At 60.8% G+C, this 13,721-nt stretch carries 13 protein-coding genes; 1 reads left to right on the plus strand and 12 read right to left on the minus strand.

The window, feature by feature from the left end; genetic code table 11:
• Positions 1 to 143: 143 nt before the first annotated feature.
• Positions 144 to 1,190, minus strand: coding sequence for an FAD:protein FMN transferase (locus ACB040_RS14195; protein ID WP_371155300.1), 1,047 nt, complete (start codon positions 1,188 to 1,190; stop codon positions 144 to 146).
• A 335-nt stretch (positions 1,191 to 1,525) separates the two neighbouring features.
• Here ACB040_RS14195 and azu point away from each other — a divergent pair, with 335 nt between their 5' ends.
• Positions 1,526 to 1,966, plus strand: coding sequence for an azurin (gene azu / locus ACB040_RS14200; RefSeq protein ID WP_139428543.1), 441 nt, complete (start codon positions 1,526 to 1,528; stop codon positions 1,964 to 1,966).
• A gap of 114 nt (positions 1,967 to 2,080) precedes the next feature.
• On the opposite strand, the gene ACB040_RS14205 is transcribed toward azu, so the two are convergent.
• The 11 genes from ACB040_RS14205 to ACB040_RS14255 all read right to left on the minus strand — a co-directional run bounded on the left by ACB040_RS14205 (position 2,081) and on the right by ACB040_RS14255 (position 13,716).
• On the minus strand, positions 2,081 to 2,638 hold the full coding sequence (locus ACB040_RS14205; RefSeq protein ID WP_371155303.1) for a HutD family protein: 558 nt from the start codon (positions 2,636 to 2,638) through the stop codon (positions 2,081 to 2,083).
• 85 nt (positions 2,639 to 2,723) lie between these two features.
• Positions 2,724 to 3,383, minus strand: a complete 660-nt coding sequence (locus tag ACB040_RS14210) for a YceH family protein (protein ID WP_108541993.1) — start codon at positions 3,381 to 3,383, stop codon at positions 2,724 to 2,726.
• Between the two features lie 138 nt (positions 3,384 to 3,521).
• Positions 3,522 to 5,660: a diguanylate cyclase domain-containing protein gene (locus tag ACB040_RS14215; RefSeq protein WP_371155305.1), complete on the minus strand. Its 2,139-nt coding sequence runs from the start codon at positions 5,658 to 5,660 to the stop codon at positions 3,522 to 3,524.
• Positions 5,657 to 6,850, minus strand: coding sequence for an extracellular solute-binding protein (locus ACB040_RS14220; protein WP_371155307.1), 1,194 nt, complete (start codon positions 6,848 to 6,850; stop codon positions 5,657 to 5,659). The genes ACB040_RS14215 and ACB040_RS14220 overlap by 4 nt, the downstream gene beginning before the upstream one ends.
• Positions 6,851 to 7,012: 162 nt before the next feature.
• Positions 7,013 to 7,228, minus strand: coding sequence for a YdcH family protein (locus tag ACB040_RS14225; protein ID WP_005337763.1), 216 nt, complete (start codon positions 7,226 to 7,228; stop codon positions 7,013 to 7,015).
• Positions 7,229 to 7,504: 276 nt separating this feature from the next.
• The gene (locus tag ACB040_RS14230; RefSeq protein ID WP_371155310.1) at positions 7,505 to 8,116 is read right to left on the minus strand and encodes a hypothetical protein; all 612 of its coding nucleotides are present in this window, start codon (positions 8,114 to 8,116) and stop codon (positions 7,505 to 7,507) included.
• Complete coding sequence (locus ACB040_RS14235; RefSeq protein ID WP_005361670.1) at positions 8,113 to 9,474, minus strand: MATE family efflux transporter; 1,362 nt, start codon at positions 9,472 to 9,474, stop codon at positions 8,113 to 8,115. The genes ACB040_RS14230 and ACB040_RS14235 overlap by 4 nt, the downstream gene beginning before the upstream one ends.
• Before the next feature lie 121 nt (positions 9,475 to 9,595).
• The gene (locus ACB040_RS14240; RefSeq protein WP_371155312.1) at positions 9,596 to 11,419 is read right to left on the minus strand and encodes a SulP family inorganic anion transporter; all 1,824 of its coding nucleotides are present in this window, start codon (positions 11,417 to 11,419) and stop codon (positions 9,596 to 9,598) included.
• A gap of 71 nt (positions 11,420 to 11,490) precedes the next feature.
• A complete protein-coding gene (locus ACB040_RS14245) occupies positions 11,491 to 12,081 on the minus strand; it encodes a nucleotidyltransferase family protein (protein WP_371155314.1) in 591 nt (196 codons plus the stop codon).
• Positions 12,068 to 12,328, minus strand: a complete 261-nt coding sequence (locus ACB040_RS14250; RefSeq protein WP_005337747.1) for a GNAT family N-acetyltransferase — start codon at positions 12,326 to 12,328, stop codon at positions 12,068 to 12,070. The genes ACB040_RS14245 and ACB040_RS14250 overlap by 14 nt, the downstream gene beginning before the upstream one ends.
• A 203-nt stretch (positions 12,329 to 12,531) precedes the next feature.
• Positions 12,532 to 13,716, minus strand: coding sequence for an iron-containing alcohol dehydrogenase (locus ACB040_RS14255; protein ID WP_371155316.1), 1,185 nt, complete (start codon positions 13,714 to 13,716; stop codon positions 12,532 to 12,534).
• Positions 13,717 to 13,721: the final 5 nt, after the last annotated feature.

Below are 13,721 nucleotides of genomic sequence, written 5' to 3' on the forward strand. Positions count from 1 at the left end.
GCTGCGGGCTGATGGGAGAAAGTGTGCCACCAAAGCGCCCGAAGAGGCAATTGGCCAAGTTGTCGATTGCGAACCATCTCCGTTTGTCCGCCTTTTGCCCGCGATGAGTGAAAGAAAAAGGCCCTGTTGCCAGGGCCTTGAACTCACCGTTTTTTCTCTGCCAGATAGGGAGCAAATTGCGGTGTGTACTCGGCCTTGAACCCCTGTTCGGTCTTGATGATGAGATAGACCGCCAGCTTGTGCTGCTTGGCAAATGTCATCCCCGCTTCAGGCCCCATCACCATCAGCGCGGTATCGAGGGCATCGGCCTCCAGTGCGGTCGGGGTGATGACGCTGGCGGAGACCAGCTTGTGGGTGACCGGCTGGCCGGTGGCGGGGTCGATGATATGGGAGTAACGCTGGCCATCCATCTCGTAGTAGTTGCGATAGCTGCCCGCGGTGCTGAGCGCCATGCCGTTGGGGATGACGATATCGGAAAACGCCCCCGGCTGATCGGAGGGTTCGACGATGGCCACTTTCCATGGCGAGCCCTTGCTGTTGTTGCCCTTGCTGCGCACCGCACCGGCCACTTCGATCAGGTAGTTGTGTACCCCCTTGCCCTCGAGCAGGGCGGCAATCTCGTCAGAGGCAGCCCCCTCGCCGAGGGTGGAGAGGTCGAGATAGAGATCCGGGATCGTTTTTTCGAGCAGGAAGTGATCCCCTTGCGGGGTCAGGGTCAGCTTGTCGATGCCCACCTTGTGGCGGGCGGCGGCGATGGCTGCCTCATCGGGTCGCTTGACCGGCCGTTTGTCCGGGCCAAAGCCCCACAGATTGACCAGAGGCCCCACGGTCACATCCAGCTTGCCGTCGGTCAGCTTACCGGCATCAATCCCCTGCTCGACTATGATGGCCATGGCGGGCGGGATGGCAAACGGGGTGTTGGCGGGCCCTTGATTGAAACGGGAGATGAGCGAGCCCGGATCGTAGGTAGATATCTCCTTGTTCATCCGGGCCAGCAGGCTCTCTACGTCGCTTTTGAGGGCGGGCTCCCCACCGGGGTAGCTATCGCTCAGGGTCACCACATAGTAGGTGCCCATGGTTTTGCCCTGAATACGGGTCTGGGCAGGCGGGGTGGGCTGGCAGCCGGCCAGCGCCAGCAGCAGGGTCAGCAGCAGGCCGCGCAGGGCCGCCACGGGGGTTATCGCAATCATCCGGCGCTCTCATCTGGAGAAGGTTCATATCGGGGCGCTAGCTTAGCCAAGGGGCGCCCGCCGGGCGAGCCCTGATAGGGCCAATCGGAGGGAAAAGGGCAGAAAAAATTAAACAGTTTTGAACCTGTGACAGCCGAGCGCCGTATCGTCCATCCATGAGGGAGAGAGTGGCGAGTAGAGCACCGTCTGGTGACTTGGCCCGCAGCTTTGGCCAAAAGCCATAGCCGATTGAAGACAATTGAGTAAAATGAAGGTCGATTTAGACGGCATCTTTGCGAAGCGTTCACCGCATCCGCCAAGTCGTTGCCATCCATTGCCAATCAAAGGAGAAGATGATGAAAAAGGCGATTACCCTGCTGTTTCTGAGTACCCTGGCTGCCCCCGTGCTGGCGGATGAGTGTGCACTGGTCATCGAAGGCAATGATGCCATGCAGTACAACCTCAAAGAGATGAGCGTGCCGGCCACCTGCAAGGAGGTGACGGTCACCCTGAATCACACCGGCAAGCTGCCCGTGACCGCCATGGGCCACAACTGGGTGTTGGCCAGCACCGCCGACTATCAGACCGTGGCAACTGCCGGGATGAGCGCCGGGGCCGAGAACGGCTATCTGCCCAAGGATGATTCTCGTGTGCTGGCTCACACCAAGCTGATCGGCGGCGGCGAGAGCAGCAGCGTCACCTTCAAGACCGACGGTCTGGCGGGCAAGGATCTCACCTTCTTCTGCTCCTTCCCCGGCCACTTCGCCATGATGAAGGGCTCCTTCAAGGTCAACTAGGGTGCTGACCGGCACGAGCCGGTTGCCTCAATAGCAAAAGCCGGGATTTCCCGGCTTTTTCATATCTACTGTTTGTGTGTGGCGTGGCATGACTGCACACCGCCGACTTTTGCGCTATTTGGCCTGCAGGGTAAAGAAGGCGATGGCGGTCTTCTTCTGGCATTCGAAGTGAATGCTCTCTTCACCGGTCACCACCAGCGTCTCGTTGATGGCCACCTCTTTGCCCTGCACGGCCAGCTGGCCGCTCAGCAGGTGACAGAGGTAGGTCTTCTCTGGCTCGAGGGTAAGGGTCAGCGGGAAGGGGAGGTTCAGTACCCGCACGTTGGCGCTGATGCGATCCGGATGGTAGATAAGCCCCAGATCGGTCACCTCTTTTTTCAGCAACTCGCAGTGGGTCTCCTCATCGCCGCTAAAGTGCGCCGCCTCGAAGGTGGCGTAGGGGTGGCCGTTGAGCACAAAGCCTGCCCCGCTCACCGGCAGCAAAATGCGCTGATAGCCAGGAAAGGAGGAGAAGGGACCCGCGCTCTTGATGGGGGCCGAGCTCAGTCGATAGTCAAAATCGAGTTTGGCAAGGCAGCTCCCCTTGGGGGAGATGAGGATCTGGCTGGTAGTGCCCTGCTGGTTTTTCCAGGGCATCTTCTGGTGGTCAGACTCTTTAATCAGGGTGATCACGGGCACTTCCTCACGATAAAAAAACGCAGGGAGCCGGGGACATTTGCCCCGGCTCCCTGATAGAGATTGGCGATGATAAAGGCGATCAGCCCTGACCATCCAGCGCAGCCAGCCGCGCTTCCATGGCGGCGAGACGGCTCTTGAGCTCGTTCACCTCCTGCTCCAGCTCGCTCAGGCGGTCGGCGGCAGGGGAGGCATAGGCCGCGGCGGGAGCGGCATCCATCATCGCCTGAATATCCACTTCGCCGCTAAACAGGTGGGCGTAGCGGGATTCGCGCTTGCCCGGCTCGCGCGGCAGCTTGACCACGTAGGGGCCACGCTCGATAAGCTGGGTCAGCACCGCATCCACCTCGGTGACATCATCGAAGCTGCAGAGGCGGTTGGTGCGCGAGCGCAGCTCCCCCGGGGTTTGCGGGCCGCGCAGCAGCAGTTCGCAGACGATGCCGAGCTCCTGGGCACTGAATTTCAGCTCGCCAAATTCGGTGTTGCAGAATCTGTGCTGATAGCGGGGCACCCGGGCGTTGAAACCTGCAGTGTTGACCACCAGCCGCTTGCGGATCAGCTCGTCCACCACGGCGCGGATATCGAGCTCGGAGAGATCCAGCACCGGCTCACGGTTGCTCTTCTGGTTGCAAGCGTTGACCAGTGCATTAAGGGAGAGGGGATATTGATCCGGGGTGCAGATCTCTTTTTCAATCAGACAGCCGATGACGCGGGCTTCCAGTGGGCCAAGTACTAACTCCATTTCCTACTCCCTTCCAAATCGAGACATCAAGAGCCCCTATCTTAGTCATGGTCCGCGCCGCGTCTAGCGTTGCGCGCCATTTTTGCGAGCTGATCAGGGCGTTGGCGAAAGGCTCGCCAACGCCAGAGGTCTCCGCTTTTAGCGCTGCCCCTGATAGAAGCGCGCCTTATTGGCATACATGGCGTCGTCAGCCACCCGGCTCAGCTCCGCCAGCGGGGTCTGGTCGCTACTGCTCCAGCCGATGGCAAAACGCAGCGGGAAGCTGTGCTCCCCATGCTGCACGATGGCGTGCTGCTGGCTTGCCTCCAACCTGCCTGCCAGCAGCTGGCTGGCGAGGTGATCCGCCTCCGCCAGCAGCACGAACTCGTCGCCGCCGATGCGGAAAATCTTCTCATCCTGACGGCAGAGGGTGCGCAGCTGGTGAGCCATCTGGATCAGCAGGGCGTCGCCAGCCTCGTGCCCATACTGGTCGTTGGTACGCTTGAGGCCGTTGAGATCGAGCATGAAGAGGGCGAGGTGGCGCTCGGGATGGCGCGCCAGCACCGCCTGATAGTGATGGAAGGCCTCTTCGAACGCCTGCCGGTTGGGCAGCCCAGTGAGGTTGTCGGTGCGGGCGACCCGCGCCAGCTCGTCGGTGAAGAGGCGCCCCTCGATGCCCACCGCCAACTGCTTGGCAAACAGCCGCAAGATGGCCCTGTCTTCGGACTCCAGCCCTTCTGCGCTCACCATCAGATAACCAAACAGCACGCCGCTCTGGCTGCCGGGCAGGGTCATGATCTTCCAGAGTGCGTTATCCCACTGGCATTCAGAGTGTTTGACCTCCTCATCCATCAGTTGAGCCAGTTTCTCCTGCAAGGCATCCCGCAAGGGGGCATCGACCCCCTGGGTCAGGGAGTAGTGAGGCTGACCATCGCGGCGGATCACCAGTCCCCAGCGGTGGCCAGGATAGAGCTGCGAGAGCTGCAGCAGGGCGGAGCTGGCCAGCTCGGCAATATCGATATCCAGCTGCTGATGCAAACCGAACTGCAACCAGGATTGCAGGATATGGCGGCTGCGCTCCTCCCGGCTCAGGGCCGAGCGCAGGGCGGTCGTTTGCGAGGCAACCTCTTGCTCCAGTTCGTCGTTGAAGCCGAGCAGCCGCTGGTTGAAGGCCTCTTTCTCGCTATTGGCCTGCTGCAGCTGTTCATTTTGCTGATAGAGCGCCCGCACCTGATCCGAGATGGTGCTGGCCATCTCCTGCAGCAACTGGCGCACCTCGTCGTACTCCACAAAGCGCAGCGGTGCCTGCCGTTGCTGGTAATTGCCCTTGCCATAGCTGCGCACCAGCGCGGCCAGCGAGCGCAGCGGTCGGGTGAGCCAGCGAGTGAGCCAGACGCAGCCGATGGCCACCAGCAGCAACATGACGGCGATGCTGACGGTCAGCAACTGCTGGGATTTATTGAGCTCGCTGACCCTGTCATTGCTGTAGCTGTAGAGGGTGATGGTGGGGGTGATCTCCTGCTCCAGCTGGGGCCAGCCAATAGCCAGGGGCTGCGCCATCTTGCTTGGCTCCCTGTCATCCATCGCGTTGGCGCTCTGGTGAGCCCCTTCGTAGAGACGGTTCTCGCCCTGGGAGATCACCAGATATTCGCTCCCCTTGAGATAGGGTTCCAGCAACTGGGCCATCTGTCGCCAGGGGAGGATGGCCATCACGAAGCCGGAAGGGGTCTGCATCACCCCTGCTCGCTGGTGGTTGCGATAGATGGGGGCTACCAGCGCCAGCCCGCCGCTGCGGTTTTGCTCCATGTCGTCGACCAGCACGGGATCATCGACGGGCAGCAGCAGATGCTTGCCCTGTTTCGCCTCGCGGGTCTTGCCCCAGGCCATCAGTTGCGGCATCAGGTCGCTCGATTCGAGGTGGGAGGCCTGACCATTGATGTACTCCACCACCAGCCCCTTGTCATCGATGAGGTAGGCCGAGGTGAGCAGGCTGTTGGATTTGACAAAGGTGGCCAGCGCCAGCCGGGCATGGCTGGAGAAGAGAAAGTTGTCGAGGGCCTGATGGAGCACCCGATCCTGGCTGAGCTGATTGAGCTGGGTGCCGATCAGCTCGCTGCGAAAGCGGGCCTCGCGGGTCATGCTGGTGAGGGCCCGCTCCAGCTGCGATTGCTCGCTCTGGGCGATGATCTGGTGCTGGCGGATCAGCAGCACAGTGCTGGCCAGCAGTGCCGGCAGCAAGGCGACGGTGAACAGGATGATGATGAGGGTCGGGCCGAGCCGAAAGGTGCGATGTTTCATGGTGTTTTGACCTGCCGGTACTGCTGATCGGCCAGCTGCTGCATATAGCGGGCGGTGTCGGCGGCACTGATCCCCTCTTTAAAGCGCTCGAACCCTTTCTCCATCGCTTGCCAGGCGATGGACATGGCGCTGTCGGAGGGCATGGGGGTACTGAGGGTGAACTGTTCCAGCAGCACTTTTTCCTGAGGCGTGGGACGGCGGCTGATGGCGGTGAATGCCTGCTGATTGACCGGCAGCAGCGCCCCCTGATGATAGATGATCTGCTGAATATCCTGACGCTGGATAAAGGCCATCAGTGCCTTGATGACGGGTTGCCGATCCTCATCGTCCATCGCCCAGCGGGAGGCTCCCATCACGTAGGCGCCGCTCATGGAGTGCATGAGATGGCTTTGCCAGCGGGGCAGCAGGGCGACGCCCAGCTTATCCCCCATGTTCTTCACCAGATCATTGAACGCCCAGTCCCCATTGATGAGGTAGGCGCTCTTGCCCTCATTGAAGCGGGCGAGGGCGGTGTCATAGTCGCACTCGGGATCGACCCACTGTTCGCTGGCGACGGTGCGGTAGGCCTCCAGCGCCTGCACCATGGCCGGGCTGTCGAGGGTGATGCGCCCTTCGGTCACCGGCGAGCCGCCAAAGGTGTGTAAAAAGGCGGCGAAATAGTACATGTCGTGATAGGGCCAGCTGACGGGGTAGACCCCCTTGGCCTTGAGGGTCGGGGTGATAGCTGTCAGTTGCTGCCATTGGGTCACCGGAGTCGAGACCAGTGCCTTGTTGTAAAACAGCATCAGATGGTTGCCTTGCATCATGGGCATGCCCCAGCGTTGCCGATCCAGGGTGACATAACGAAAGGCGCTGGCCATCAGCGCGGGGGAAAACCACTCGGCCGGGAGGGGAGCGAGGGTCATCTGGCGATAGAGGCCGATAAAATCGGAGGGGATCAGCATCAGATCGGGCAGCCCCCTGGCCTGAGCCGCCAGCAGGAGATCCGCCTTGATCTTGCCCGGCTCAATCTGGGTGACCCGCACTCTGTGGTTCCCCTCCTGATTGAAGCGGGCGATCACGTCGTCGATCACGTAACCGGCCTGCTGGGAGTGCCACAGCTCCAGCTCAGGCTCCTGAGCCTGCAGGGGATGGCTCAATGCGAACAGGCAAAGCAGCAAGAGATGATAAAAAGATCGTTTTCTGCTCATGTTATCATCACCGTTATTCCCTGAATTCCAAGGAAAAAATGTAACAAACTACCGGCAAGATCGGTAGGCTCGGGTGTCAACTAATTGACTGAAACAACAAAAAGCCCGGCGCGTGGGCCGGGCTGGGGGATAAATTGCTTATCCGCATATTCTTCGAGGCATCTATTGTGGATGTTGTTTGAGGATGTCGTATATCTCCTCTTTCAGTTTGAGTTTCTGTTTTTTCAGATCTCTCACCTCGGCGCTATAGTCGCTGGCGTGATGCTTTTCCAACTTTCTAATCTCCGCATCCAGGTCGTTGTGCAAGTCAAACTTCTTCTGGAAATGGACATCACTGCTCTTCAGTTTCGAGATGAGTTCTCTGTACTCTGGGAACATGTAATGGAGCCTCCTTGGTTTCGTTTGATTGTGCCTGTAAGACCAAAGCTACCCCTTAGTGCCGGGGATAAATGTGATCCTGATCGGATTTGGGGGCAATGATTTGGAGTATTCGGCGGGATATTTATAACTTGTTGAATCAAAACAAGATAAGTGATTTATCAATCTGAATGGTGAGCCAAACTGTGCGACAAGTCACAACAGGGGCAGTGTTGGCGTGAGGGTGCAGGATCAAAAAAGGGGCCGAGTGGCCCCTTTTTATGGATGCAGGCAACGTTACTCTTTATCTTCGTCCGCCTGCTCTTTTTTCTTTTTCTTCTCGGGCAGCGGCTTGCCATCGCGGTGGATCACCTTGCCCGCCTCAAAGCCAATCTGGGCCGCCAGCTCCTCCAGATCCGCCGACTTGGCCTGATCCCCGATGGCGTAGCGATAGTTGGCAATGGAGAGCTTTTCGGCCACCGGCGTGCCCGGGACGATAGGCTCGCGCCAGCCCTGGCCGATGTGGGCCACCAGGGTGCCGTTCATCAACAGCTCGCCGACGATCTCCTGGGTTGGATTGCCCTTGCCGTAGGTGAGACCCTGGGGGTGCTTCTTGCCGACCAGCGGCTCGTTGCTGGCGGGGATCAGCTTGGTGCGGATCAGCCACTTGGGCTTTTTGGTGTTGCCCACCGCCTTGCCGGTTTGGTACTCGTTGATCTTGATGGTCTTGATCATCTGGGCCATGAAGTCCTTGGTCAGCGCCTTCTGGGCGTCGCTGGTTTCATCGATGGCGATGGGGGCCACATACCAGGTCTGGGTGGCTTGAGCCTTGGGAGCTGCAGGGGCAGTTTGCGCCATGGCCAGGGGGCTGAGCAGGATGGCAGCCATCAAGAGTCCTATCTTCTTCATTGTGATTCCGCTTTTGTTTCAACAAGAATTTTGTTTTGCCAGCGACGACTGCGCCAGCGCCAGAACATGGCCAGACCGCGCACCCACTCGTCGCAGGCCAGCGCCAGCCAGATACCGACCAGTCCATAACCCTGCATGATACCGAGGAAATAGGAGAGTGGCACGGCAATTCCCCACATGGAGAGCAACGCCATGTAGAGGGGGAAACGGGCATCCCCGGTGGCCCGTAGGGCGTTGATCACCACCAGATTGAAGGTGCGGCCGGGTTCGAGGATAAGGCTGATAAGAAACAGTTGCGCCACCTGGGTGATGATGTCGGCATCATCGGTAAAGAGGCTGATGATGGTGCGGCCATTGAGGGCCGCCGCCACGGCGATGACGCAGGTAACTGCCAACCCGAGCTTGAGGCTCTTGAGCAGCTGCTGATAGGCGCGATCGAACTGCCTGGCCCCCGCCAGATGACCGATGATGATCTCGTTGCCAAGGCCGATAGAGAGGCCAAACAGCAGGATAAACAGGCAGATCTGGAAGAAGTAGGATTGGGTCGCCAGCGCCTTGTCACCCAGCAGTCCGACAAAGGCTGTCACCACCATAAACTGCAGCATCCAGGAGAGATTCTCCCCTGCAGCAGGCAGGCCGATATGGAGCACCTTGCCCAGCATCTCCCGGCTGGGGTGGACGATATCGCGCACCACCAGGCGAATGCCGGTCTTGCGGGCTACCAGCCACACCAGCAGCACCACGCCCACCAGACGCCCGGCAACTGTGCTGATGGCGACACCGGCGACGCCAAGCTGGGGCAGGCCGAACCAGCCGTAGAGCAGCAGCAGGTTGCCGACGAAGGTGATGAGGTTGACGATGAGGGTCACATACATCGCCTGACGGGTGTGGCCGTGAGCGCGCAGGGTCGCCGCCAGACAGAGGGCTGCGGCCTCCGGTAACAGGCAGAGACCGATGATCTGCAAGTAAAGCGTCCCGTCGCTCATCAGATTGGCAGGCAGGTTCATCAGCGCCAGCATGGTGCTGGCGCCTGCCATCACGCCGATGGCGGCCACCAGACCGATCAGCAGGTTGAAGCCGATAGCGGTGTGGATCACCACCCGACTCTTCTCCCGATCGCCGGCCCCCAGATACTGGGTGATCACCACGCTGGTACCGATACTGACGAAGCTGAACAATGTGATGGCGAGATCGAACACCTGATTGCCGACCGCCAGCGCCGCCACTCCCTGATAGGAGACGTGACCCACCATGAAGGTGTTGAGGGCACCGGTCAGAAAGTGCAGGGCGAGATCGATAAAGAGCGGCCAGGTCAGCGCAAATAGCGTGCCCGGGCCTGCGTGGGATTGAGATTGCATGGCATGTCCAACAGCTGGGAGGGCACGGGGGAGTGTCCTCTGGGGGCGCATTTAACACCAAGGCCAAGGCCGGTGCAATCCTTGTGCAGGATTGCACCGGCCAGGGGAGCAGGCCAAGGGATCAGGCAGGCGTGGCGCCCGCCTCCTGTTCGCTTGGCAGGGTGAGGCGCGCCGAGTCGGGCAGGGCATCATCCTGTGGCCAATTCGAGCGGATGGCATCAGTGGTGCTCTCCACCACCGCATCATCCTTGAACACCGGCTCGCGATAGCAGCGGGTCAGGCGCAGCGCCTGATACATGTCGGGGCAGAGGATGATCCCTTCATCGCCCACCCGCACGCCCGCCTGCTTTAGCCAGTGGGTCATCTGGCCGTGGCGACCCGCCATCACCATATGGATGCCGCGCCGTTTCAGCTCCTTGTGCAGCTCCCCCACCATGCTCATCACGCTGATGTCCTGATGGGTGAAGCAGGCGACCGCATCGATCACCAGACACTTGGGGGCTCGGGGATCCTGCACCAGCAGGGCCAGCACCCGCCGCTTGAAGTAGGGGGCGTTGAAGTAGGTGAGCGGCGAGTTGAAGCGATAGACCAGAATACCCGGGATCGCCTTGGCCTGTTCGTTGTCCCCCAAGGTGCGCACCACCCCTTCATCATCCATGCCGAGTAGTTGATCGGTGGGACGCATCACATTGCGCAGGAACTGGAACAGCCCCAGCAACACGGCAAGGGTGATCCCCGGGATTACCCCCATGGTAAGCACGCTGATAAAGGTGACCAGCGCCAGCCAGAAGGCGGAGCGATCGGAGTGGCGCAGGGCCCAAAGACCGCGAAAATCGGTGAGCGACAGGGAGGCCATCACCAGTACCACCCCGAGGGCGGCGGTGGGAATATATTTGAGCGGCGCCGTCAGATAGAAGGTGATGAGGGCGATCACCGCCGCGGCGATGATGGAGACCAGCTGGCTCTTGCCGCCGTTGGCATCGTTGACCGCGGTGCGTGAATCCGCGCCGCTGATGGCAAAGCCTTGCGAGACCGCCGAGGCGAGGTTGGCCATACCGAGGGCCCGAAACTCTTTGTCCGCGTCTATCTCATAACCGTTTTTGGCTGCAAAGCTGCGAGCGGTCAGCATCATGGAGACGAAGCTCACCATGGCGAGGTTAAGGGCAGGCAGCACCAGCTCCCGCATCAGACCGGGGGGAAATTCCGGCATCTGGAACGCGGGCAGGCCGGAGCCCACCGTCCCCAGGGTGGCGATATCAAACTGGCCGAGATTAAAGCCCCACACCAGCGCAGCGGTCACCACCATGGCCACCATGGAGGAGGGCCATGCCGGTTTGTAGCGCTTGGCCAGCAGCAGGGTAAGCAGGGCCATCAGACTCATGGCCAGGGTCGGCAGATGGGTCTGGGTAATATAGGTAGCCCCGCTGGCGATCCGCTCGATGAGGTAACGTTCGCTGAAAGTGAAGCCGAAGATCTTGGATAGCTGGCCCACCATGATGGTGATGGCCACACCATTGAGCAGCCCCATCAGGATGGGGCGGGAGAGAAAGTCCGCCAGCACTCCCAGCTTGAAGCGGCTGGCAATCAGGCACCAGAAGCCGGTCATGGCGGTCATGGTCATCACCAGTTGCCAGTGACGGGTGGGGTCGCCTGCGGCCAGCGGCGTTACTACGGCGGCAATGACCGCGCAGGTGGCGGCATCGGGGCCGACAATCAGCTGGCGGGAGGTGCCAAACAGGGCGTAGACCAGCATGGGCAGGATGCAGGAGTAGAGACCGACGATGGCACCCACCCCGGCAAGCTCGGCATAGGCGATGGCGACGGGCAGCGCCACGGCCGCCACCGAGAGTCCGGCGCGAAGATCTGGCATCAACCAGGCGCGCTGGTAATGCAGCAGGGCGGCGAGGCCCGGTAGCCAGCGTTCGAGAGAGAAGAAGTCGCGCATTATTTAACCCATTGAGTTACAACCAGCTTTTCCCCTAGTGTGCCCAAGGTTATCGAAAGATTGCAATCAGGTTATGGCCAGTTTACCTGAAGGTCAGGCCAGATAGCCTGCCAGCGTTTCTCCTTGATGCGCTGGGTAAAAATCTGTTTGTCCTGGCGACATTTGGGGTTGGCACTCACTTGCAGCGACCAGTTGATGGCAAAGCCGTAGGGGGCGAGCCACTCGAACTCGCCATCCTGATTCAGGCGTACGCCGATGCAGGTGGGCACTTCGACCCAGTGGCTGAGCGCCTCAAGGCTGCTGGCAAACGGCGTTACCAGCTGCCGCGTGTGCATGCGGGCCTGATTGCGCACCTCCCACTGCTGGCCGGGCAGGCGTTTGGCGAGCCAAGCTTCGTGCTCTGCTTCGGCCAGCCCTTGCGGATCGGTTTTATCGAGATAGATAAGGTCGATATCGTTGAGCGGGGTGGGCACCGCCTTGTGGTGAAGGTGATCCCAGATGAGGTTGCGGATAAAACCGGCCCCCAGCGCCCAGTCGGGCAGATTGAGCTCGGCCGCGGCTTGCAGGCAGGCCATCCGCTGCGGATCGGCCCGCAGCAGGGCTTCTGTTTGGGCTTGGAATTGCTGTTCGAGGGCGGAGTTCAGAGGTTCAGTTGTTGGCATTGCGGCGTAACCAGACATCAATGTAGCGGCAGCTCGGCACTATAGTGAGCCCCTCCGCCTGAGTCCAGTTGAAGAAGGCGCGCGCCAGCTGATCGGCAATCCCCTGCACCCGCAGCTCGGGGGGCACGAAGGTGCTGTATGCGTCGATGGTCTTGGCATCGAGCCGCCGGTAGCGCAGTCTCGACTCTTTCCCCTCCACCATACAGATGAACTGCTGCTGGTTGGCCTGATGGATGATGTCGCTCATGGTGGGCACCTCTGGCATAAAGTTGGGTCTCTCGGCACAACATAACTGTTAGCCAAGGTATAGAACAGATAATGAGAGCCCGTGGTCAATATCATCCCCCTTTGACAGAGGGCGCATCGATATCGCGATGCAGATCAAGGTGCCCGATGGTGAGTCGGGCACCGCGTTAGTGTCAACACAAGAGTGTTGGCAAAGGGGCGGGATCAGGCCCAGGCTCGCTCCAACAGAGTGAGTAACTGCTCACGGTCGGCGTCCTTGCGATTGAACAGAAGGGCGCCGTCGTTGACCGCCAGATCGCGGATCTCGGTCAGTAGCGAGCGATCGCTTACCCCTGCCTCGCTCATGGTGCGCGGCAGCTTGACCGCTTGCCACAAGGTGTCGCGCAGGGTGCGAATGGCTGTGATGGTCGCCTCCGCCCGCTGATAGGCCGGGGTGGCAGCAAAGCGCTCTGCCCCCACCAGCGGCAACAGCAGCCGGGCCAACTCGCTATCCACCTCGGGGCGGTTGTAGTCGAGCACGGTCGGCAAAAAGAGGTTCATGCACAGCCCGTGGGGCAGATGGCAGCGGGCTCCCAGACTGTGGCCGAGGGCGTGCACCAGCCCCACCATGGAGTTGGAGAATGCCATGCCAGCCAGCGTGGAGCCTTCCGCCAGTTGCAGCCGCAGCTGTTTGTTTTGCGGGTCGTGGATGATTTGCGGCAGGGCGCTGGCGATCTTCTCCACTGCCATCAGGGCCAGTGCATCGCTCACCGGGTTCTTGGCGGTACCGATAAAGGCCTCGATGGCGTGGGTCATGGCGTCCATGGCGGTGGCGGCGGTGATATTGAGGGGCAGCCCCTGGGTCAGGCGCGGGTCGAGCACCGCCAGTTGGGGCAGCAGGAAGGGGGAGGTGAAGGGCACCTTGCGCCCGCTCGCCTCATCCTTGATCACTGCAACCAATGTCACTTCTGATCCTGTGCCCGCCGTGGTGGGCACCACCGCCAGCGGCTTGAGGGGACGGGTCAGGCAACCGGCGCCCGAGTAGTCGAGCAGATGATCTCCCCCCATGGAAGTGAGAATGTTGACTGCCTTGGCTGTGTCGATGACCGAGCCGCCCCCCAGCGCCACCAGACTGTCGCAGTCGAGCTCGCGATAGCGTTTGGCGATCCGCTCCACCACGGCGGTGGAAGAGTCGGCCGGGATCTCGTCCCAGATGGCGGCGACCGGCAGCTCCCCCTCGGCCAGCACATTGGCCAGCAGGGTGGCAAGGCCGGTGGCATTGACCCCCTTGTCGGTCAGCAGCAGCGGGCGACGAGCACCCAGGCTGGCCAGCTCGCTGGCCAGCTGCTCCAGCGCCTGTTCACCGGCCAGCAGTTTGACCGGGCAGAAAAAATCGTAATAGCGGCTCATTTCAA

This window comes from Aeromonas sp. S11(2024), assembly GCF_041402345.1.
In the GTDB taxonomy this organism is placed as follows: Bacteria; Pseudomonadota; Gammaproteobacteria; order Enterobacterales; family Aeromonadaceae; genus Aeromonas; species Aeromonas veronii.